At 51.9% G+C, this 22,637-nt stretch carries 13 protein-coding genes and 1 tRNA gene; 5 read left to right on the top strand and 9 right to left on the bottom strand.

The features are described from left to right. Nucleotides 1–6: 6 nt before the first annotated feature. The 3 genes from VIS94_16845 to VIS94_16835 all read left to right on the top strand — a co-directional run bounded on the left by VIS94_16845 (nt 7) and on the right by VIS94_16835 (nt 1,823). The gene (locus tag VIS94_16845) at nt 7–348 is read left to right on the top strand and encodes a hypothetical protein (protein HEY9162747.1); all 342 of its coding nucleotides are present in this window, start codon (nt 7–9) and stop codon (nt 346–348) included. Between the two features lie 164 nt (nt 349–512). Next, on the top strand, nt 513–818 hold the full coding sequence (locus tag VIS94_16840; protein ID HEY9162746.1) for a hypothetical protein: 306 nt from the start codon (nt 513–515) through the stop codon (nt 816–818). Nucleotides 819–1,031: 213 nt separating this feature from the next. Next, nucleotides 1,032–1,823 carry an MBL fold metallo-hydrolase gene (locus VIS94_16835; protein ID HEY9162745.1) on the top strand — a complete coding sequence of 264 codons (792 nt, stop codon included), beginning with the start codon at nt 1,032–1,034 and terminating at the stop codon, nt 1,821–1,823. 37 nt (nt 1,824–1,860) lie between these two features. Here VIS94_16835 and VIS94_16830 read toward each other — a convergent pair whose 3' ends face one another. Beyond that, a complete protein-coding gene (locus VIS94_16830; GenBank protein ID HEY9162744.1) occupies nt 1,861–3,933 on the bottom strand; it encodes an FAD-dependent oxidoreductase in 2,073 nt (690 codons plus the stop codon). A 287-nt stretch (nt 3,934–4,220) separates the two neighbouring features. Between VIS94_16830 and lgt the strand changes: the two genes are divergently transcribed. Next, on the top strand, nt 4,221–5,072 hold the full coding sequence (gene lgt, locus VIS94_16825) for a prolipoprotein diacylglyceryl transferase (protein ID HEY9162743.1): 852 nt from the start codon (nt 4,221–4,223) through the stop codon (nt 5,070–5,072). A 28-nt stretch (nt 5,073–5,100) separates the two neighbouring features. Then, nucleotides 5,101–5,766: a hypothetical protein gene (locus VIS94_16820; GenBank protein HEY9162742.1), complete on the top strand. Its 666-nt coding sequence runs from the start codon at nt 5,101–5,103 to the stop codon at nt 5,764–5,766. 20 nt (nt 5,767–5,786) lie between these two features. Here the strand turns inward: VIS94_16820 and VIS94_16815 are convergent, their stop codons facing one another. The 8 genes from VIS94_16815 to VIS94_16780 all read right to left on the bottom strand — a co-directional run bounded on the left by VIS94_16815 (nt 5,787) and on the right by VIS94_16780 (nt 22,610). Further along, the gene (locus VIS94_16815; protein ID HEY9162741.1) at nt 5,787–6,476 is read right to left on the bottom strand and encodes a hypothetical protein; all 690 of its coding nucleotides are present in this window, start codon (nt 6,474–6,476) and stop codon (nt 5,787–5,789) included. Nucleotides 6,477–6,600: 124 nt separating this feature from the next. After that, on the bottom strand, nt 6,601–9,108 hold the full coding sequence (locus VIS94_16810) for a PKD domain-containing protein (protein ID HEY9162740.1): 2,508 nt from the start codon (nt 9,106–9,108) through the stop codon (nt 6,601–6,603). A gap of 14 nt (nt 9,109–9,122) precedes the next feature. Then, on the bottom strand, nt 9,123–11,279 hold the full coding sequence (locus VIS94_16805; protein ID HEY9162739.1) for a PASTA domain-containing protein: 2,157 nt from the start codon (nt 11,277–11,279) through the stop codon (nt 9,123–9,125). A 123-nt stretch (nt 11,280–11,402) separates the two neighbouring features. Continuing rightward, complete coding sequence (locus tag VIS94_16800) at nt 11,403–13,940, bottom strand: PKD domain-containing protein (GenBank protein HEY9162738.1); 2,538 nt, start codon at nt 13,938–13,940, stop codon at nt 11,403–11,405. Nucleotides 13,941–14,057: 117 nt separating this feature from the next. After that, nucleotides 14,058–16,571, bottom strand: coding sequence for a PKD domain-containing protein (locus VIS94_16795; protein ID HEY9162737.1), 2,514 nt, complete (start codon nt 16,569–16,571; stop codon nt 14,058–14,060). Nucleotides 16,572–16,583: 12 nt separating this feature from the next. Then, nucleotides 16,584–18,704, bottom strand: a complete 2,121-nt coding sequence (locus VIS94_16790) for a PASTA domain-containing protein (GenBank protein HEY9162736.1) — start codon at nt 18,702–18,704, stop codon at nt 16,584–16,586. Nucleotides 18,705–18,818: 114 nt separating this feature from the next. After that, a complete protein-coding gene (locus tag VIS94_16785) occupies nt 18,819–21,869 on the bottom strand; it encodes a PKD domain-containing protein (GenBank protein HEY9162735.1) in 3,051 nt (1,016 codons plus the stop codon). Nucleotides 21,870–22,533: 664 nt separating this feature from the next. After that, nucleotides 22,534–22,610: transfer RNA gene (locus VIS94_16780), tRNA-Pro, on the bottom strand. Nucleotides 22,611–22,637 lie beyond the last annotated feature (27 nt).

Genomic DNA, 22,637 nt, shown 5'->3' with positions numbered 1-22,637 from the left:
CAGCCTATACCTCAGGGGACTGCTACAGGAACCATTACAATCGATGATTTCTCCAAAGTTGATCTCCGCTCAGGAAAAATCCTTGAAGCAGGACTCGTCGAAGGATCCGATAAGATGATCCGCCTCAGTGTGGACATGGGTGAGACAAGACCCAGACAGATATTTGCTGGTATAAGAGAAGCATATCCGGACCCGTCCGTTCTAATCGGAAAAATGGTCGTCGTAGTGGCCAATCTTAAGGCAAGGCAGATGAAGTTCGGCCTCTCGGAAGGAATGATCCTGGCAGGCAGCGACCTTAAAATATGCACTTTTGACGGAAGCCCCGAACCGGGCGGAAAAGTCTCATAGATCATACCGGGTGATAATCATATTTCACCCGGTATGATATTAACATATTAATATATTTGTTCTTTATTCCTTAACATATCAGATTGGTTTTCTATTATTTCTTGACATAATATGCAAAATAATATTACTGTTACCAATATTACAGATGCAAAAAGGAGAAAGTCATGGCTTGCAAAAGGATAACCATTTCACTTACCGAGGAACAGTACGATCATTTCAGAGAAGTATTGCCCGCCAAAGCCAACATCAGTGAAGTTCTCGCAGACCAGATCGGCATGTTTGTCGACGCCACAGGTAAATACGGCGATGATTTCATACTTGATGTAATGTGCAACAGGGGCGGATATTCTATTCAGAAGAACATCGAAGGTAAGACCTCTGCCATCAAAAGTGCAGCGCCAAAATCTACACCGAGGACAAAGAAAGCAGCCACCGGAAAGAGTGCCGGAACTTTAAAATCTCCGAAGTAAAGACCTTCCCTGCTGCGATAAGTTGACCCTTATCGCAGCTGAAATTCCACAAGAACACAGAAAACCGGTAAATCCCACACCATTTGCAAAGATCAACATCTATCCAGCCGATCCATAACCAGCAGTTTTAGGTCCGCCTTGACTTAACAAATATTTTTTGATTCAAGATAATAATTATATTCTTTTTTCATATACTTATGACTGGAGGTAAAAATGGCTCACGACCGTTTCAATGAAATCTCAGACGATGTCATCAGGATTGATTTCGGCATGGTTGCCTGTTACCTGATAAAATTTGGTACATGGTATGTCCAGGTCGATACCGGATATATCAATGACTTTCAGAAATACATAAGAGCACTTCAAGAAAACGGCATTAAGCTATCTGACATAAAATATGTTTTTCTTACGCACCATCATGACGACCATGGTGGTATGTTGAGCGCCCTTGCAGAGCTCAATCCTGAAGTAAAAATAATCGCGCATAAGAAATCAGCGTATGGGCTGGCGCTCGGCCGGAACATTCTGAAAACAAGTGCCAGGTGCCCGAATCTTTTATGCGTCTTTCTGCTCAGGATGAAAAAACTGGATAAAACCTGGACACACAAGTTCCCTGCTTTTACGTTCAGGGAAACGGATATTCTCATCGATGACAACAACGACGGAATGCCGCTGGACAGTCTCGGCATAAAGAACGGTGTTGTCATATGCACCAGAGGGCACAGCGAGGACCACATCTCGCTCGTCTTTCCGGGCGGAAATGCATTTGTGGGAGATGCGGCCGTAAATTTCCTCGCCTGGACCCGGACATTTCACACCGAGACTTATATAGAAGACCTTCAGACATATTATAATGACTGGAAACGCCTTGATGATATGTTCAATGTTAAAACCATCTACCCTTCACACGGAAGGCCTTTCGGCATCAACTTGCTCCTAAAAGACATCGGAAGGATAAAACATACAAGACGTTTTCCGAAAGTCACAGACTGGATGTGCGATTAAGGTTTTTTCAGTCATTTTACAGGACCGGGACCATGCGTCACGTCAGATTCCAGGCGACATCAAAGCCGTCGCGGACGGCATGGGCGATACGGCCTATCTTACGGGCGTCGCCTATCGTATAAAGCCTTACGAAGTGCGGCCTCAGTTCCTTGGCAAGCCTGTCGTTGCTGCGGACTCCTACCGAAAGCACAACATTGTCGATCTTTTCTTCCATGCGCTGGCCGTTTGTCGTGTTCTCGATTATTATGCCGTCAGCGGTTATCTTGACCAGCTTGTGGCAGGTGATGAAGTCCACATGATACGACCTGAGCCTCGGCATGATATCGTCAAGGTGCTGGGAATGAGCTCCGGACCCGATGGCATCCATCATCTCCACGACAAGTACATGGTTGCCGTCCTCGGCCAGCTTCTCTGCGGTTTCTAGTCCGGTCATGCCTGAGCCGATTACTGCCACACGCTCTTTTTTGATTTCAACCGAGCCGTCAAGCACCTCGGTAACCGTGCAGACATGGGGCTGATTTACACCGTCTATGGGCGGAGTAATTGCGGTTCCTCCCGTTGCAATAATAATGGCAAAGGGGTTGAGATCCTTGATCATCTCGAAAGTGGCTTCGGTATTGAATCTGAACTCGGCCCCGTTTTTGAGCGCCGCATTATAGAGGTCGGTGAAGCACCAGTTTATCTTCTCCTTTTTCGGCGGTTTATTTGCAAGTTGAAGCTGGCCTCCCACGAATGTGTTTTTCTCGAATACAATTGGTTTGAATCCACGCAGGCCCAATATCTCAGCAGCGGAAAGTCCGGCCGGTCCAGCGCCGATGATGGCAACCACCCTGCCGTTTCCGTTTCTGAGAGGCTCTGTGGTCTCGCGTTCACGGCCCAGCCTCGGATTTACGGCACATTCAAGGGGTTCCCCTTGAACAGCATTTGCAAGGAAAGACTCGAAGCACCAAAGGCAGCTGATGCAGCGTTTTATTTCCTGTTCGCGGCCCTCACTCACTTTTTTCGACCAGGCCGGATCTGCCAGATGAGGTCTCCCCAGACACACAAAATCCTGATATCCTTCGCTCAACTGTGCCTCGGCCTGCTCGGGACTGCGTATAAGATTTACCGCAAGAACAGGTATATTAACCTGCTCTTTGACCGCTTTTGCAAGATTCTTCCGCCAGCCCGGCTCATATGAGACAGGTTCCAGCCAGTAGTTCATGGTCTCGTAATTAGCAGAAGATACGTCTATGGCATCGACACCGGCCTGTTCCAGCCGCTTTGCAATCTCGACGCCCTGCTCAAGCTCTATGCCCTGCCCTGCCTTACCTATGCACCGGTAAAATTCGTCAACGGCAAGGCGCACGGCAATGGGAAAATCCGGGCTGCATAAAGCGCGTATATCCCGGATGATCTCAAGGATAAAGCGCATGCGGTTCTCAAGCGAGCCTCCATATTCATCGGTGCGCCGGTTCGTATGCGGGCTCAGAAACTGCTGTATCAGGTAGCCGTGGGCTGCATGAAGTTCGACGCCGTCACCGCCTGCGAGCTGTACTCGTCTGGCCGCCCTTGCAAAATCCCTGACCAGGTGTCTTATTTCCCAGTGCATGAGTGCCCTTGTTTTCTGTTTTGAGTATTGACACGGCACAGCCGAAGGCGCCACCACAGGCGGGACAAGTCCGGTTTTTGCGAATTTCTCGGCAGCAGGAACCAGCTTGAAAAAATATTTCCAGTATCCGGGCCAGATCCTTCCTGTCAGCTCCATAAGCGGCCATGACCCTATCATGAGTGAATTACTCTGCCTTCCGGGATGATGCAGCTGGCAGAATATCTTTGTGCCATGTTTATGGATACGCTCGGCCATACGGGCGAAAGGCTCGATATGACGGTCAGCCGTCATTGCAAGCTGCCTCGGCAGACCTGCACCATGGCGCTCGTTCACTCGTGTCACGCCTGTTATAATAAGTCCCAGCCCGTTTTTTGCACGCTCTTCGTAATAGCTTATCAGCTGTTCCGAGGGGGTCCCGTCAAAATTAGCCATACCCACTTCAAGGGCCGGCATAACAACACGGTTTTTTATTCTGACAGTACCGATCAGGCCTTCTGAAAAAAGATGCTCATACTTCATATGTACTCCTTGATGATCTCTCTTATCGACCACCGGCAAACTTATACTATCCTGATTTCCTGTTCAACAAGAGAGTTCCGATACCGGTGAAACTCTTTTTGAATCAACGGCAGGAAAGAGGTATATTCGGTCACGCTCAAGGGCAGTCCTTCACATGGCCATGTAGTGTGTTGCCAGACACACGGTCTAGTAAAGGTGGAGGCCTACTTCCCTGTGCAAAATCATTCTTTATAACCACATGAAGGTGCTTGACTATGAGAGCTTTGTTGTGAGAAACATAACAGGATATGAAATACCCGAATATAGATCCTGTTCTGCATATATGGGGGCCTGTTGAAATCCATTGGTATTGGATGATGTATATTATAGGTTTCGCAATAGCTTTCGTAATATTCAAATTTGAGGCAAAAAGAAGACATTCCGGAATGCCGATGATCGAAAGCTGGAGTTGTGCCGGCATACGAAGCTCATTGGCAGACCTTTTCATGTATCCCATCCCGGGGCTGTTAATAGGAGCCAGGCTGGGACACTGCCTGATATACAACTTCTCATGGTTTGTTTCCTATCCTCTTCTCATTTTTGCTGGAGGAATGTCATTTCATGGAGGGCTGATCGGCGTAATTATTTCAGGATATATATATAGCAGAAAGAGGAATAAAAAATTCCTTATGCTAGCAGATCTCGGTGCAATTAGTGCCCCTCCGGGCCTTTTCTTAGGTCGTATAGGCAATTTCATAAATGGCGAACTGTACGGTCGCGTTACCGATGTTCCGTGGGGTATGGTATTCCCGCATGCGGGACCTGAACCAAGACATCCGTCCCAGCTGTACGAGGCCTTCCTTGAGGGGCCTGTGCTGTTTATGATACTTTATTTAATCAGTTATAAATCCAGGATCAACGGGGTGATAATATCCGCATTACTCTTCTTCTACGGGCTGTTCAGGTTTATACTGGAATTCTTCAGAGAACCCGATTTTCAGATTGGATTTGTGCTCGGTCCCTTCACAATGGGTCAGATCCAGTGCTTCATCATGATGGGATTTGGAATATTTTTATACTTCTATGCTAGGGCCATAAATGATCTGACCGGGCATCAACCTGTTGAAAAGCCCTTAATAAATATTAAAAAAATAGACTAAGGGTGTAATAATTTTTATGCAGCAAACAATGAGCAGGACATCTCGTCGAGTTTTGTTGGTTATCCTGATTGCGATACCGCTGGTACACTTCTTTTCCGTACTGATCGCCAGCATTAACACCCCGGGTTATGTTACTCGTTTAGAACCGATAAGCAACCTTGCCCTTAGCTCCTCACCCTATCGTTACCTCGCTATCTGGGGGGGGATCATTCTCCCCGGTACCGCCCTGGCGGTTGTTTCCATATGGGTAAAAAGTTATCATCTTTTCAGTCGCCCAGGACAAGCAGGTTTAGCTCTGGCCGCCGTCTGCGGACTGGGTATGATGATGAGCGGCGTCTTCAGTATTAAATCGGGATTGCATATGATTCCTGTTTTGGTTTCTGTTTGCCTGACGGCCCCGGCAATCATGCTCACAGCTCTTAGCCATCCCGCATGGTCTAATCATCCCCTTCTTAAAACGCTAATTTGCTTATGGGCTCTCTTTCCCGCCGTCGACGTAGGTGGTACGATCTACGCGATGATGCATGGCCGCTTCCTGCACAATTACATTGGACTGCAACAGAGGCTTTCGGTTGGTGGAACGCTGTGTCTTTTTTCCTTCATGATCCTGGCGGCAATTTACCAGAGGAAGCATAACAACCGGGTAAACCCGTCCGATGCTCGAACAAGCATGGGGTCAGACCCCAACATTTAATTCAGAGATATGTTGAGCACTCAGTGGTGTAGCTTCAGCCGGAAAGAGACGCCCGGTACGTAGAATCCGCACAGCCATTGGTCGATGTTGATCGCGAACCTGTAAGTGTCGTATCCGGCATCGCTCGAATGCTTTATGTCCGGTATGCACTTCAATGGTCTGTCGAATGCGATGACCCTGCCTGTCCCATATCTGAATGCGATTGCTGCACTGGTGTTGTCCTGACCTGTCAGCAGCGTTGCCACATCCGGTCTCCTGCAGATAAATTGTGATGAGGAAGGAGAGCATCCGCAGGAAAATTCCACCTTCTTCACTCCAGTCAGTAAAGGATGGTCTGACTTTTCATTGGCACTCAACTTTCCTAAACAGGAAACCGGTTTACCTTCGATGCCAAGGAAGGGGAACAGGTAGCTCGCAAAATCCGGTCCTGATATCTCAAGACCGTACCCCGCATAGACATATTCAAGAATGATGCCTTTAAGCTCTATGTCCAGATCACTCTTATCTAGATACAGTTTAACATAGTCAGGCAGATTCGTCTTTGACTGGAGGCGCAGGATGTCCTTCTTGTTGTTCTTTGAGATTTCCAGGACCTTTGATGGTTTTACCTCATTTATTATCTCAGGGGGTAGTGCAAAGAGAGGGATTGATAATAATGTAATGCAGATGAAAGTTGACACAGAGGTTTTTATTTTAGCATCAAACAGCATTATCCACCCCATGGAATTTTAATAGTCACAACCCTATACGGCAGCAGCGGCCAGTGACTTGATGCCACTGACCGCTGCTTTGATTACATTATATTACTTCTGTGTGTAACTTTTCCTGGACTCCTCACCAGCCGGAGCTGATCAGAGTCGGCACCCACTCGTCAATCGTGGTCCCGTCACCAAGCTGGCCGAAGGAGTTGAGGCCCCAGCAGTAGAGCGAACCGTCTGTCTTGACTCCAATGGTGTGGAAATATCCGACGTTTGCCCTGAGCCAGCCGGTTCCGTCGATTTGAATCGGCGATGTCCTGTCGGTCGTTGTGCCGTCGCCGAGCTGTCCGTTGCTGTTGTAGCCCCAGCACCAGAGTGTCCCGTCGGTCTTTATGGCAACAGTGTGTGCGGCGTCAGTATCAACCGAGCTCCAGTTTGTGGCCGTACCTATCTGCACCGGGGTTGTTCTTGATGTGGTATCGCCGAGTCCGAGCTGGCCCTGCAGGTTCTTTCCAAAGGCCCACAGCTGTCCTGTGGTCGTCTTGGCAATAGTCTGGTCATCGCCTGCGCTTACATATTCCCAGTTGGTCGCTGTGCCGATCTGGATAGGATCATACTTGTTGATCGTTGTGCCGTCACCGATCTGGCCATAGCCATTGCGGCCCCATGTCCAGAGCTGGCCGTTGCCATCTATTGCAGCGGTGTGGTTGCGACCTGCGTTGATAACCCTCCATTCTGGCAGACCGTTACCTACGTAGGACGGTTCGAGTTCATCAGCCACTCCGCCGGTTCCAAGCTGGCCGTAGAGGCCATAGCCCCAGGCCTGAAGCGTACCATCCAGCAGCAATCCGACTGAATGATAGGATCCGGCATCAATACAGACCCACTGTTCCGATCCTACCTGTGTCGGGACAAGCCTTGTAACGGTGTCGCCGAGACCGAGCTGTCCGTGGTCATTGAGGCCCCATGCCCATAGCGTGCCGTTTGACTTTATCGCCAGGGTGTGCTGATAGCCGCATGCTATTGATACCCAGTCTGTATCAGTGCCTATCTGGGTCGGGAATGCCTTTGATACCGTGGTGCCATCACCAAGCTGGCCGGAGCCATTGGTGCCCCAGCCCCACAGAGTCCCGTTCGATTTGATCGCCATCGTGAAGTTCATTCCTCCTGATATCTTGGAATAAACCGAGCCCTGGGTAGTGACCTTGACTATACATGTATCTGTAGAGGTCAGTCCGCCCGGATCGGTCACCTTCAGCTGGAATGTGAAGGTCGATCCAATCGCGGATGTTACGTAGAACGATGCAACCGCTGTATTTGCATTTACCAGTGTTACCGTTGTACCGCCAGTCTGCGTCCAGAGGTAGGACGCTATGCCGTCGGAATCAGGGTCGTGCGAGGCTGTGCCGTTCAGCGTTACTGTTGAGTATCTCCCGACATTCTGGTCAGGACCAGCATTTGCAACAGGCGGCGCGTTCACCCATGTAACGTTTATGTCCACCGAGTCTGTGGACTGCAGGCCGGCCGTGTCTGTGACTGTCAGTTCGAATGTGAGCACTGCCCCTGCTACGTTGACATCAGGGGCCGTAAACGTGGGCTTCTTAGCCGTGGGGTCCGATAGAGTCACAGACGGGCCTGCCGTCTGTATCCAAGCGTATGAAACGATCTCGTCGTCCGGGTCGCTTGAGGCTGACCCGTCTAACGTCACCAGGCTGCCTTCTGCCTTAGTCTGGTCCGGACCTGCATTTGCCACCGGCGGTATGTCGCTCCAGCTTACGTTCACGTTGACGGTATCGCTCGACTTGAGTCCGCCAACATCGGTAACAGTCAGCTGGAATGTCAGCGATTCCCCTGCTGGACCCACATTGGGAGTGGTGAATGTTGGCATGACAGCGGCCGGATCTGAGAGCACCACCCTCGGTCCTGAAAGCTGCTTCCATGCGTATGAGGCTATCCCGTCATCCGGATCGGTCGAGGCTGAACCGTCGAGGGTCGCGAGTGAGTTCTCAGACACTGTCTGATCCGGGCCTGCGTTCGCTGTCGGGGGCAGGTTGTCCCAGGATACGTTAACGATGGTACTCGCCTTGGAAGTGAGCCCTGTGGAGTCGGTCACTGTAAGCTCGAAGACAAGAGATACCCCGCCTGTCGGGACTGTTGCAGGGCTGGTGAAAGTTGGCTTAATTGCACTCGCATCATCAAGCGTGACCTCAGGGCCGTCTGTCTGCACCCATGAATAGCTTACTATGTCGCCGTCCGGGTCATGCGAATTAGACCCGTCGAGCGTGACAAGCACATTCTCACCCACGAGCTGGGCCGGCCCTGCATCGGCCACAGGCTTATAGTTCACATGGATTGTCCATGCCTGTGTCTGAACGCCTATTGAAGGCGGCACCTGCACCATGAGGACATGCTTGCCTGATGATAACGCCGTGAACGTGTATGATTTAGTTGTTTCTGTTTGAACCACTCCGTCCAGGGTCCAAATGTAGGCGCCGTTACCTGGTATCGCGAACACGCTGAAGTCAGCCGACGTGCCAAGCTGCACGGTCACGTCGTTTGATGCGGGTGTCCTGCTTATGACACACCCGCCCAGTATGGCCGCCAGCATTACGATAAATATCAATAATAAATGTTTTCTTATCATAACATCCTCCTATCCTAGAATGCGAACGGGTAGTTAGCTACGGTCTGGCCGTTGTAAACAACGGTGCAAGTACCTGGCAAAATATTCATGTCAACAATCGGGATGCTTATGTTGTTGAACTTGCCCGCATAGTTGCCCGTAAACGCCACTGAACCGGTTAGGGTCCCGTCCATGCTGGATACAGGTATGGAGCCCGTAATGCTTCCGTTCGTGATGAGGAGTTTCCTCTTCGTCGGGCTGCAGTCCACCTGTCCTATAATCATGTTGTAGTATAACGACTCGACGAAGTTGGAGACCGTCGCGGTTACCACGCCGTTCGTACCTGAGATGGCTATCTGGAGGCGCATGTAGCCGTCGCCGCAGAAGTCATACCAGTATGCATTTGTACCAACGCCTATCGGGCTTGCTGCGATGAAGAGCCTTGACATCGGGATGCCCATGCCGACGCCTTTTACGACCTGATAGAATTCATCAAGGGTGTAGTCTATACGGCCTTCGTCATAGGGGCTGAACGCGCTGTCAATGTAGGCCGGGTCTGTCGTGGCCGCCTTTACTTTGTAGTATTTGAAGTCCTTGAACTGCTGTACTATCGGCCTTGCGGCTGCCTCATATGCATTGAGGTTCGCTGTTGCGAGAGGCGCATTATCTGACGGCAGCTCGGGCCATGCCGGCAGAACGAGAGTCGGTATTTCCTGGTTGGACTGCATATCGTCAAACGTAGTCTCTGCACCAACTGTTCTTCCTATGTAGGTGTATGTACCCACTGCAGAGTTTGCGCGGTAGATCTTGTAATACTCGGCGCCTGCGGCCGCGGTCCACGTTACCCTAACCTTGTCGTTAAAGTTGTGGTTGAGCATCGGGTCAGACTGTGAGGTCAGCACGACGTCGGAGGCCTGTACGTTAGTAGGTGCTGGCAGCATTATCGGGCAGTTGCCGGTGCTGATAATAAGCTCAACGCCTGATCCAGTAGCCACCTCAGTGCCGGGTGCCGGGTTCTGGCCGAGTTTGGTTCCTGCCGGGACCCCGTCTCTGCACTCATAGATCGTGCTGCATGTTAGCCAGCCGGTCGCTGTGATGTCGTCACAGGTGGCCGCATTAGGTACAACCACGGTGCACGGGCCGATTGAGTGTCTAAGCGTCACTGTCGTGCCAGGGGCTACCGGTGTTCCCGGAGCAGGGCTGAGTCCTGCGAATTCGCCTGGTGTCGGATGTGAATTGCTGCAGACATTGACCTCATTACATACAAATCCTGCCTCAACCAGTTCCTCGCAAGTGGTTGCGTTCGGGACCTGCGACTTGCAGACTCCAGATGAAAGCGTCAGGTTGACGATCGAGCCCGGCATCTCCATCATGCCTGGCGGGGGTGACTGCTCTATTACAGAATCTATGGGCACAGTCATGCTGCACTCATATATGCGGCTGCATATGAAACCTGCCGCCTCGACATCGGCGCAGTTCGTGGCATTAGGCACCTCGACCTCGGTTGTGCACGGGCCTGAGGACAGGACCAGAGATATCGTGGTACCCGGCATGGCCATGGTGCCTGCGGCCGGAGACTGATAGAGGACAACGCCGGCAGGCACGGTGTTGTTGCAGCTCGTTGTCGTACTGCATACGAAGCCTGCAGCCTCTACCGATGCGCAGCTGGTTGCCGCTGGCACCATCACCTCATGAATTCCGCACGGGCCTGAAGATATGGTCAGTTTCACGGTGGAGCCTGCCGGAACACTTGAGCCTGCCGCCGGTTCCTGTGCGATTACATCACCTTCTTCATACTCCTCGCCGGTGCACAGGAGCTTGGTCGAGCAAACAAGGCCCAGGTTTGTGACGTCATTGCAGCTCGTAGCCGCAGGTACGATGACTGGCGCTGATTTGACCGTGATCTCCCATTCACGCCAAGCCGATGTGGATCCCAAGGTGGATACGACCTTGAGATGATATGTCCCGATCACATGAGATGAGCTCACAAATGTATAAGTGGAGCTGCTTTCCGTCAGCTGAACACCATCAAGGAACCACGTGCATGTCCCGATCTGGTTTACCTTGAATATTTGATTCTTGCCCCATTCCAACGATACTGTTCTCGCAGACGGCGTAACTGATATGATACACGCCGACAACATAAAGAGGGGTATCATCATTATCAGTAATAATTTTATGTTTCGCTTCATGCATTACCTCCGTTTATTATTATGATTGCCCTTCAAAGGGGACCTTTCCGGCCGGCCCCTTTTCTTCAGGGTCAGGTGCAGAGGTAAGGAATCGAACCTTCTCTCTGCACTGCCAGCCATTAATTAATCCCATACAGTAACTTGAATATCATCCCAGAATACTTGCCCATATCCAGATCCAATTTCAATTAAAACAACGATTCTCATAGTAAAAAGTTCGGCGCCCAGTCCAATATCGGTTAATGGCTGGTTGAGCTCAATCTCGTTATAATACCATGTGTTCTGGTCTGGTGACTGGAACATAGTGCCTAGAGGGGTTCCACTGCTTCCACCAGTCCAGAACTTTTGATTACTCACATTGCCCTGCCCGCTTGTACCAGAAGTAACAACTCTCCATGCATTCCATGCGCTTACCTTAACAACATGCGAGTTTGGAGGCAGATTCTTATGGATCCTGGCATATCTTGTTGCACCGGAGCAATCGGTTCCAGACTTATTTGCTGCTGCCGACCAGGAATGAGTTGGGGAGTTAGCAAGAGTGGTTACTACTCCGGAGCTAAGTATAGAGCCACTATTAACTTGATACCAGTCTCCAGCCCCACTTTCCCAATTTTCAAGGAAAAGGGTTCTGGTAAACGGCGTGGTTATTGTCATTGTGCTCGCAGGGCTCTCGATGTTTCCATCCGATACAATCAGGCTGACCTGGTAAGTGCCGAATTTATCGATTGACAGGGTCGGGTTGGCGATCAGGTCATTAGAGAACACTGGGTTACTTCCCTCCGGCTTGGATGTCACCTCCCAGCGGTAGAACTTGATAGGATCTCCGTCGGGGTCCCAGCTTGCACTGCCATCAAGATGGATGCTGTTGCGGTTGGCATAATGCACAGCCTGGTCAGGGCCGGGAACTGCGATGGGCCTGTTGTTGAACACGTGCACCTGCATGGTGTCAACCAAGCTCCAGTCCATACCGTCGTAAACAGATAGGCCGATTGTGTAGTCGCCCCTTAAATCAGGCGTGAAGGTCGGGTTGGCTATGGCCGGGTCGGATACATCTGCCGTGCTGCCGTAAGGCGCATTGATGACGGTCCATGCATAGGCCTCTATGGCGTCCCCATCGTAGTCTGAGCCGCTTCCAAAGAGATTGGCCGTGCCGCCTATGCTGACGTTGATGTCAGACCCTGCGTTAGCTACAGGCAGATGGTTTGTGACAGTCACGAGCACCGTATCAGGCGCGCTTGAAATCGGCGGTACGTCGTTGTCTGTAACTACCAGCTGGATCTCATAAACTCCTCTTATATCTGGAGTGAAGGTCGGGTTGACGATGGTAGTGCTTGAGAGTGCTGCCATACTGCCAACAGGCGCCGAGAGAATCGACCAGGCATAGGTGAGCGGGTCGCCGTCCGGGTCATAGCTGCCGCTGCCGTCGAGATTGGCGGTGCTGAGGAACGGGACGGTAATGTCAGAACCGGCATCTGCAACAGGCACCTGGTCGCTGCATGTGATGAGCACCTGGTCGGTAGCACTAAGGTCACCATCACTGACCGTGAGCTGTGCAATATATGCGCCTTTCCTGTCGCAGGTGAGCGTCGGGTTGGCTATAGTAGTGCTGCTTAGTGCAGCAGTGCTGCCTTGTGGCTTTGAGATGAGTATCCACTCAAATGAAAGCGTGGTTCCGTCCGGGTCGTAACTGCCGCTGCCGTTTAGATGCGCCGTGCCACCAAGGTCGGGGACATATATGGCGGCCCCGGCTTTGGCGATTGGCATGTTGTTGTAAACTGTTATGACGACGAAGTCAGTGTTGCTGTCGTACACGCCGTTATTCACCACCAGGCTGATTACGTACATGCCCTTTTTATCCGGCGAGAAGACCGGATTTGCCTTGGTCGCATCGTCTAACGTGGCCGCAGTGCCTGACGGGCCTGAGTCTATGGTCCACTTGTAGGTGAGCGGCAGGGATGCGGGGTCAAAGCTTCCTGTCCCGTCGAGCTGTGCGGTGTTACCGAACAGAACGTTCTGATCGGCTCCTGCATTGGCGGTAGGCGGTGCGCTTGTTATATAAGCATTGACTGCGAGCGCTGCGCCTAGGCTGTTGAGCCTTCCGTCGTTGACCATCAGGCGGATTGTGTAGGCGCCCATTTTGTCGGGTATGAAGCTCGTAATCATGTCACCCGGCTTGGCTATCTTTGCCGTGCTGCCGGAAGGCTGAGAAACTATCTCCCACATGTAGGTGAGAGGTTTACTTTCCGGGTCGAAGCTGTTGCTCCCGTCAAGTGTGACAGGGGTCACTCCGTCAAAGGTCACGTCCAGCGGGTTCGCGCCGGATATGACTGCCACCGGCTTAAGGTCTTCGACGACGGTCACCTTCCATTCGACGAAAAGCAGTGATCCTGAAAGCTTGTCTGTCGTCTCAACCCTGAGTGTGTTTTCTCCCACATCCGCCGACTTGGCAATATAGGTGTAGGAAGCACCTTCGGCCCCCGTGATGGGGGCGTCATTCCAGTACCATGAATATGGTCCGTTGTTAGATCCCGTTACCGAGAATTTCTGAGAGTCGCCTGTGGTGATCCTGACATCACCAGTCGGACTCTGGGCCGTTATGCAGCCACTAAACAATATCGCCATCATCGATAGTATGGCTAGCAAGATTGCATTTCTCTTCATCTTAACCTCCTGCATTTTATTTGACATGCAACGCTACCGTTGCAGCCATTCCCGGTTCCGGGTGCCTTGATGCCTCTCTGTTCATATACAGTCTCATAACCTGCATCCCTTATACCGTTACCAGATCAGCGTCGGGAGCCATTTGTCAACTGTGGTCCCGTCGCCGAGCTGTCCGTTGTTATTCTTGCCCCAGGTATAAAGCGAATTGTCCGCCTTCAGACCGATGGTATGGTAATAACCGGAATCCGCGCATACCCAGTCTGTGTCAATGCCGATCTGGATGGGTAACCAGCTGTCGGCAGTGGTTCCGTCGCCGAGCTGTCCGTTGCTGTTCATGCCCCATGCCCAGAGCGTGCCGTCGGTCTTCACAGCCACAGTCTGCGTTGTGCCAGCATCTGCCCTGCCCCAGTCAGTGTCAGTGCCTACCTGTACCGGTGCATGCCTGTCGGTCGTGTCGCCAAGGCCCAGCTGACCGTTACTGTTGGAGCCCCAGGCGTACAGCGTGCCGTTATCCTTAATTGCAATTGTGTGGTTGTTCCCGGCGCTGACACTGACCCAGTCTGTTGCAGAGCCTATCTGAACCGGGCTCAGCCTGTTTGTCGTGGTGCCGTCGCCGAGCTGTCCGTTGTAGTTGTAGCCCCATGCCCACATCTTGCCGTCTGTGTCGATGGCCGCTGTGTGCTGTGCACCGGCCTCGATCATGACCCAAGTGTTGCTTGCGCCAACACGTGTGGGTACGAGCCTTGATGTCGTGGTCCCGTCACCGAGCTGACCCTTGCTGTTGTTGCCCCAGCACCAGATGGAAGCGTCTTCCTTGAGTGCCACAGTGTGATCTTCGCCCGCGTCGACTATGACCCAGTCAGAGGCCGTACCTATCCTTGTCGGTGTAAGCCTGACTGTCGTGGTGCCGTCGCCAAGCTGTCCGCTGCCATTGTAGCCCCATGCCCACAGCGAACCATCGGTTTTAAGGGCCACGGTGTGGTTGTCGCCCGCGGCAACCGAGGCCCAGTCGGCATCGGTTCCTACCTGGGTGGGAGTAAGCCTCCCAGCCGTGTCACCAAGCCCAAGCTGACCGTAGGTGTTGCGGCCCCAGGTCCACAGCGTGCCGTCGCTCTTGATGGCGGCTGTGAAATAGTACCCTCCGGTTATCTTTACATATACCGGAACTGAGACAACCGCGACCGTGCATGTGTCTATGCTGGTAAGCAAGTTGTGGTCTGTAACGGTCAGCCTGAATGTGAGGACTGATCCGATTTCGATATTCGCCGTAAACGATGCGGTGGCGGTGCCAGCATTGCTGAGTGTCACAGATGGCCCGCCTATCTGTTCCCATAGGTAAGTTGCTATTCCATCGTCAGGGTCTGTCGAGCCTGCACCGTTCAGCGTGACCGAAGCGTTCATATTTACCTTCTGGTCCGGGCCGGCATTGGCTACCGGCGGTGCGTTCACCCATGTGACGTTGATCGTCACGGTATCGGTTGCCATCAAGCCTCCACGGTCGGTTACCGTGAGTTCGAATGTAAGGGTATCGCCTGCCATGCCGACATCGGGTGTAGTGAATGTAGGCTTCATCGCGTGCGGGTTACTTAGCGTCACCGGTGCCCCGCCTGTCTGTACCCATACGTACGTTGCAATGCCGTCATCAGTGTCATAGGATGCGGAAGCGTCGAGTGTGACGAGGGTTCCCTCTGCCTTGGTCTGGTCGGGTCCTGCATCTGCAACCGGAGGAATGTTCGACCAGCTGACATTTATGATTACCGTATCGGTGGCTTTGAGTCCGCCGACATCCGTTACCGTGAGTTTGAAAATAAGTGCCTCTCCGCTCTGGCCAACGTTCGGGGACGTGAATGTAGGATTGACCGCATTAGCATCTGAAAGTGTTACAAATGGCAGAGGTCCTGCTATCTGCTCCCACTTGTATGATGCTATTCCATCGTCCGAATCGGTCGATGCCGATGCGTCGAGGGTTACTAGTACTCCCTCAGAAACATGCTGGTTTGGTCCTGCATTCGCAACCGGAGGAGCATTGGACCAGGAAACGTTGACTATTGTTGTCGCAGTTGAAGTCAGCGAGGTGGCATCGGTCACTGTAAGCTGGAAGGTGAGAGATGCCCCTTCAATACCCACATTGGGCGATATGAAGGTCGGCTTCGCAGCGCTTGCATCTGAAAGCGTAACCAATGGCCCGTCTGTCTGCACCCAGGCGTAGGATACTATGTCGCCATCCGGGTCGTCCGAATTGGAGCCGTCGAGCGTGACGGTCACATTCTCGCCCACAACCTGGTCAGCCCCGGCGTTAGCCGTCGGCGGGCTGTTGGATGTAATGTACCAGACAGCCGTGTCCTCCTTGGGTTCGCCGAAAATGTCTATGTATACAGCGCGGCAAACTATGGTGTGCTTCCCGCCGGTCGCCGTATAGGATATGGAGGACTGGGTGACCGGGACCGGCTGGGGTACATTATCTATGAACCAGTAGAGCTTGTCATTGGTAACGGCGGTCTTGACGCTGAAGGTCCTGGTCTCGCCGTATGTCATGACGACATTGTTTGAGGAGGGTGTCTTGGTTACTATACATCCGCTCAGCACTGCCGCCAGGAGAACGATAAAAAGTAATAAAATGTGCTTTCTCATCATGACCTCCTCTTATTCGAATAAACTGCAGGCATGGCCGGCTGCACTATGACCGTTATAGATGACCGTGCATGTTCCTGTCTGCAGCACTCCGTTGGTTACCGGAATGCTCATGCTGGTTAACTTGCCGGCGTAGTTGCCTGTTATGTTCATCGATCCTGAAAGCGTTCCGTTGATATTGTTATCGATCTCCTCTGAAGAGACCAGGCTGTTGATTATCATGCGCCTTCCGAGACTTTCGTTGCAGTTTATTGACCCGCCGAAGACCAGTGAATCGATAAAGTTCTCAATGCTGATTGACATGTCGGCGGGATGATCTTCGGTGATGCTTATATGCATCTGTCCGGTAAGACTGCAGTTGTCGTAGAAGTACTTATTTGTTCCAACATGAAGAGGATCGGCCGAGAGTATCATCCTTGCCATCGGGATGCCTTCTATCACACCTGTCACGATGGTGTAGAATTCCTCTAGCGTGTAGTCCATGCGGCCCTCGTCATATGCGCTAAGCTCGCTGTTCGGATGAAGAGGATCGGAGCTGCATGCCCTGACCTTGTAATACTTGAAGCCTTTGAAGTCGTTCACTATCGATCTCGCCGTGGCTTCATAGGTATCCAGAGCGGCCGATGTGAGAGGATCCGGCCATGCGGGCAGTGTAAGCGTTTCGGACTGGTTGTCGTCAAATGTCGTTATCGGTGCTATTACCGATCCGATAAGGTTGTATATGCCTGCCGGAGTATCTGCCCTGTATATGTTGTAGGTCTGAGCATTCGGCACTGCATCCCATGTAATGGTGACCTTGCTGTTTAGGTTGTCGTTGAGCAACGGGTCGGTCTGCGAGGTAAGGACAACATCCGTTGCCTGGACATTGGCCGGTGCCGGAAGCTGTATCGTGCAGGGCCCGCTTGAGAGGAGAAGCTGTACTGTGGAACCTGCCGCTACGACTGTTCCGCCAACCGGATTCTGGCTGATGACATTGCCTGCCGGAACTGTATCGCTGCACTGCGTACTGGTGCTGCATGAGAGCCAACCTGTACCTGTTATGTCATCACAGCTTGCTGCTGTCGGCACAACAACCGTGCAAGGACCGCTGGAAAGGGTAAGTGTAACAAGTGCTCCAAGCTCTGTCGGCGTGCCTACCGGCGGGCTTATGCCAAGTCTGGTGCCCGGGATCGGGTTTAAGTTGCTGCAGGTCTCGACCAGGTTGCATGCGAGTCCTGCTGCCGTGAGGTCAGCACAGGTGAGCGCATTAGGCACCAGCAGCGGGCACGGTCCTGTTGAGAGCGTCAGCGTTACAGTAGAACCTGGCATTACCATGGAACCCGGCGCCGGGGACTGGTCGATAACCGCATCGAGTGGCACGGTATTGCTGCACTCCCTGGCACGGCTGCAGATTAAGCCTGCTGCCTCGACATCTTCACAGCTCGTTGCGTTAGGCACTTCGACCTCACCCGTACAGAGTCCTGTGGAGATGAGAAGAGATACCGTGGAGCCCGGAGCGACCATCGCGCCCTCAGGAGGATTCTGACTGATAACTATGCCTGCCGGGATCGTATTGCTGCAGCTTTGGCTTACGCTGCATACAAGGCCCGCAGCCTCGAGGTCCGCGCAGCCTGTTGCTGCCGGCACCGCAACTTCGTTGGTGCATTCACCGGACGATATGCTGAGGTGCACTGTACTCCCAAGCGGAACGCTTGTTCCAGCCGCAGGTGTCTGGCTGATGACCTGGCCTGCAGGCACCGAGTTGCTACAGTTGAGCTTTGCGTCGCAAACAAGGCCTGCATTCATTATATCCTGGCATCCTGTTGCCGTAGGTACAAGGACAGCCCCGCCGATTACATGCATTGTCCAGACTGCCTCGGTCTTGCCGATCGGTATAGAGTTAGTACACTTCACCTGATGATCGCCCAGACTGAACAGGGTGCTGTTAAAGGTAAATGTGAGGCCTGTTGCTCCCGATATGGGATTTCCATCGACTGACCATTGATATGAACCCATGCCCCCGACCTTGAAGACCTGTGACTGGCCCCAGAACAGGGAATAGGTGCCCTCCGGCGGCGTGGTTTTGAGAATGCATCCGCACATCACCATCAGAGGTATCATCATTATCAGTAATAATTTAATGTTTCTTTTCATGCATTACCTCCATCTTATTTAATGCCCTGCCTGGGGTCGCTCTCACAGTCCCCCACGCGGGTGTGTCTAAACAGGGAAGGCGTTGAGCCTTCCCCTTGCTTTGCAAAAATGCTGTTAGTTCCAGTAAGTGACAGTGATGTCATCAAAGTACACTCTGTTGGTTCTACGACTAAATAGGTAATAACGCATATCTACGTTTGCCCTAAATTGAATATTTGTAACAATGTTCGTAAAATTGTAAGTCCACTCTTGCCAAGTGTTTTGAGACCCGGACAGGGGTATTGTCGCACGGTCAACGCCGTTTTCGTATAGATGTGCATTCGGGGTATTGGCATTTGAATCTGACTTCGCCCATGCAGTCCATATTCTTACAGAAGTTACCGGGCCGGGATAATCCTTGGAAATCTGTCCCCATCCACTTACGGAGGAGCTACCACTATCATAGGATACGGTTCTGAAGCTGTACGAGCCTCCGGATGTATGGTTCAGGGCATTTGAGGTTCCAACAGAACTGGTACTGCCGCCACTCGACTGAGTCCAGCCGAACAGTGACGGGCCCTCAAAAGTGGTTATTGTATCAGTGGCTGTGCTGTTGACGACAGTTGTCGTGCTGGCGCTGGTGGCAAAGCCGTCGCCCACGGTCAGGTTGAAGGTGTAAGTTCCGGGAGTAGCCATGGTGAACCATGGTGTTGCGGTGTTAGCATTGTTAAGCGTTACTGCCGGGCCACCTGTCTGTACCCAGGCATAACCTAGCGCGTCGCCATCAGGATCTGAGCTTTCACTGCCGTTCAGCGTGACTACGTTGCGGTTAGCGTAGAGCACAGGAGAGTATGTCCCTGCATTTGCAACAGGTACTTCATTTGTATATGTTACGGTAACAGTACTCTCAGCACTTGCAGCAAAGCCATCGCCGACGACAAGGCCGATCACGTATGCGCCAATCTTGTCAGCTGTGAAGGTCGGGTTCTGGATATACCTGTCGGATAGAGCTGCAGTGCTGCCGCTCGGCTTGGACTTCAGCGTCCATGTATAGGATAGCCCGTCGCCGTCATCGTCGGAACTGCCGCTGCCGTCTAAGTGGAATACGTTCGGCGTGCCGTAGGCAGTGTGCTGGCTTGTGTTGTCCCCGGGATCGGCTACAGGCGTTGCATTGGTGTAGTTAAGCGTGACGGTCGCTTCCGCGCTGTCTATGGCGCCGTCATTGACTATCAGTCCCACCACATATGCACCCGGTAAATTCGTGGTCAGTGTCGGGTTCACTACAGTCAAACTGGAAAGATACGCCGTGCTGCCTGCCGGTTTTGATATGATCCTCCATTTGTAGGTAAGAGAATCACCATCAGGGTCATGGCTTGCGCTGCCGTCCAGGTTGAAGACGAGCGGGATGCCGTACGGACTGTGCAGGTTCTGGCTGGACCCGGCATCTGCTACTGGCAGGTTGTTGAGCACGTGGACTTTCATCGTGTCTTCCACGCTGTCAACCTTGCCGTCGTTCACGATAAGGCCGATCACGTAATCGCCCCTTATGTCAGGCGAGAAACTCGGCTTAGCTATATGAACATCGGATATGGTGCTGTCGCCGCCGCTGCCCATAGGCGCTGTGATGACCCTCCAAGTGTAGGTGATCGTGTCGTCGTCCGGGTCATAGCTTGCGCTGCCATCAAGCACTGCCGAGGTGTTGGCTTCCATGATCACGTCATCGCCAGCATTCGCTACCGGCTGGTGGTTGTTTGTGGAAACCGCAACCGTTGACGGTGCGCTCGAGAGGCCCGAATTGTCGGTCGCGACCAGTGCGAACAGGTATGAGCCCTGCTCATCAGGTGTGAATGTTGGATTGAGTATTGTTGCATTGGAGAGAACAGCAACACTGCCTGCCGGCGCAGATACGATCGTCCATGCATATGTCATCGGATCGCCGTCCGGGTCTGATGCGCTGCCGTTCAGCTGTGCGGTTTGGCCGAAATTGATGTTGATGGCGGTACCTGCATTTGCTGTAGGAGTGTGATTGGAGCAGGTTACGACCACGGTGTCTTCATTTGTGAAGTCACCGTCGCTGACTGTTAGCTTTAGGATGTATGCACCCTTCTTGTCAGGCGTGAAGTTCGGGTCGGCAATAGCCGCATCACTCACATCGGCAGTGCTCCCGTACGGCCTTGAGATGACTGCCCAATCATAGGTGAGATCCTGTCCGTCCGGATCGTAGCTCAGGCTTCCTTGAAGGGTTGTTGAACCGCCAAGATCAGCGATGGTTACATTGTCTCCTGCCCTGGCAACCGGCGGGTTGTTGTAGACCAGTATAGTCACATAGTCTATTCCGCTGTCGAACACGCTGTTGTTGACCACCAGGCTGCATACGTACACACCCTTTTTGTCTGGCATGAATTTAGGCTTTGCCTTGGTCGGATCGTCAAAGTATGCGGTGCTGCCTGCCGGGCCCGAATCTATTTTCCACATGTATGTAAGAGGCGCACTTTCAGGATCGGTGCTGGCCGAGCCGTCGAGTGTGACCGCAACGCCGGGATACACAACGCTCTGGTCAGGACCTGCATCGGCTGTCGGCGGGGCATAGCCAACGTAAGAATTAATGATAACAGTGTCAGGGTCGCTCGTAAACCTGCCGTCGCTGACAATCAGAACGATGGTGTACGCGCCCTGCTTGTCAGGAACGAAGATAGGCTTCTGGGCGGTCGGGTTATCAAGGGAGCAGGTGCTTCCTGCAGGACGTCCGACGATCTCCCAGACATAGTTCAGGGTAGCGCCTTCGGGGTCATAACTTGCGCTGCCATCGAGCTGAACCGCATTCGGGAAGTACAGGTTTCTGTCAATCCCTGCATTCGCAACAGGCGGCAGGTCATTGACAACGGTAACGGTCCATACGAACTGGTTTGTGACATTGAACGCATCCGTTGTAGTAACCTTTATCTGGAATGTACCCAGATCCGCAAGGGTTGCGGTGTAGGTATATGACGCGGTTGTATCACCAACGGCGACACCGCCCTTTGTCCATGTGTAGGGGCCGTTCGCAATTCCAGCGACCGTAAATGTCTGTGAATTGCCCACCTTGATCGTGACTTCCGTCGCGGAAGGGCTGTGAGTGGTTATACAGCCGCTCAGCCATATGGCCATGATTGACAGCATGGCCAGCAAGATTGCGTTTCTCTTCATTGTTACCTCCTGCATTTTATTTGGCATGCGACCATATCAAGCCGCATTCCGTATCTTTTGTTGAAGGTTTGATTGATTTCTGACAGGTTTACATTGAACAAAGGTCCATCCCTATTCATTGACCCCAAACACATAATAACCTCCTGCGTTCTATATTCTATGAAAGTCATCTTAAATACAAACCCCGTTAATCGTGTGAAGCCTCATTTAAATCTTTTGCTAAGTATCATTATTAAAGTGTATCAAATAAATTCTAAAGATGCTCCAGCTTCATCAAACCCCCGCAATCAGCGGGTCCACAATGAAAACCTTTACCAAATTGAGACTGCAAATCAGGGATTCTTCTAAGGTGCAAAACGCTATTGGCGTTAGTCTCTGGATTGATAGACCTCAAATTACAATAAAGCAGACCGACATTAAACACTGCAATATTTAATTAGCCTGTAAACAAAAGTCAATAGATATTTTAAATTTTTTTAATCTAAATTTACAATTATTTTCAAAACTCAACCTTATCATGAACGGCTTTATGGATTAACAGAAATATCTGCCCATATGCCTGAAAATCAAGTCCTGGATTCAGAAAGATTATTATTTTCAGAGAGGTTTATTTCGATCGGGATTTTACAAAGATATAAACAGCTAATATTCAATAGGTTATCCATGGTCGGAAAGCGGGGATTTGAACCCCGGACCCCAGCGTCCCGAACGCTGTGCTCTACCAGGCTGAGCCACTTTCCGAATGCATCACCTTATTAGAGACAAACT

It is taken from the genome of Desulfomonilia bacterium (genome assembly GCA_036567785.1).
In the GTDB taxonomy this organism is placed as follows: Bacteria; Desulfobacterota; Desulfomonilia; order UBA1062; family UBA1062; genus DATCTV01.
The sequence above is the reverse complement of the archived record's forward strand: the minus strand, read 5'-3'. Positions and strand labels throughout refer to the sequence as shown.

Coding starts and splice junctions, on each gene's coding strand:
- VIS94_16835 (HEY9162745.1), top strand. CDS start 1,032: ATGGCTCACGACCGTTTCAATGAAATCTCAGACGATGTCATCAGGATT.
- VIS94_16820 (HEY9162742.1), top strand. CDS start 5,101: ATGAGCAGGACATCTCGTCGAGTTTTGTTGGTTATCCTGATTGCGATA.
- VIS94_16830 (HEY9162744.1), bottom strand. CDS start 3,933: ATGAAGTATGAGCATCTTTTTTCAGAAGGCCTGATCGGTACTGTCAGA.
- VIS94_16800 (HEY9162738.1), bottom strand. CDS start 13,940: ATGAAGAGAAATGCAATCTTGCTAGCCATACTATCGATGATGGCGATA.
- VIS94_16810 (HEY9162740.1), bottom strand. CDS start 9,108: ATGATAAGAAAACATTTATTATTGATATTTATCGTAATGCTGGCGGCC.
- VIS94_16805 (HEY9162739.1), bottom strand. CDS start 11,279: ATGAAGCGAAACATAAAATTATTACTGATAATGATGATACCCCTCTTT.
- VIS94_16840 (HEY9162746.1), top strand. CDS start 513: ATGGCTTGCAAAAGGATAACCATTTCACTTACCGAGGAACAGTACGAT.
- VIS94_16785 (HEY9162735.1), bottom strand. CDS start 21,869: ATGAAGAGAAACGCAATCTTGCTGGCCATGCTGTCAATCATGGCCATA.
- VIS94_16795 (HEY9162737.1), bottom strand. CDS start 16,571: ATGAGAAAGCACATTTTATTACTTTTTATCGTTCTCCTGGCGGCAGTG.
- VIS94_16790 (HEY9162736.1), bottom strand. CDS start 18,704: ATGAAAAGAAACATTAAATTATTACTGATAATGATGATACCTCTGATG.
- lgt (HEY9162743.1), top strand. CDS start 4,221: ATGAAATACCCGAATATAGATCCTGTTCTGCATATATGGGGGCCTGTT.
- VIS94_16815 (HEY9162741.1), bottom strand. CDS start 6,476: ATGCTGTTTGATGCTAAAATAAAAACCTCTGTGTCAACTTTCATCTGC.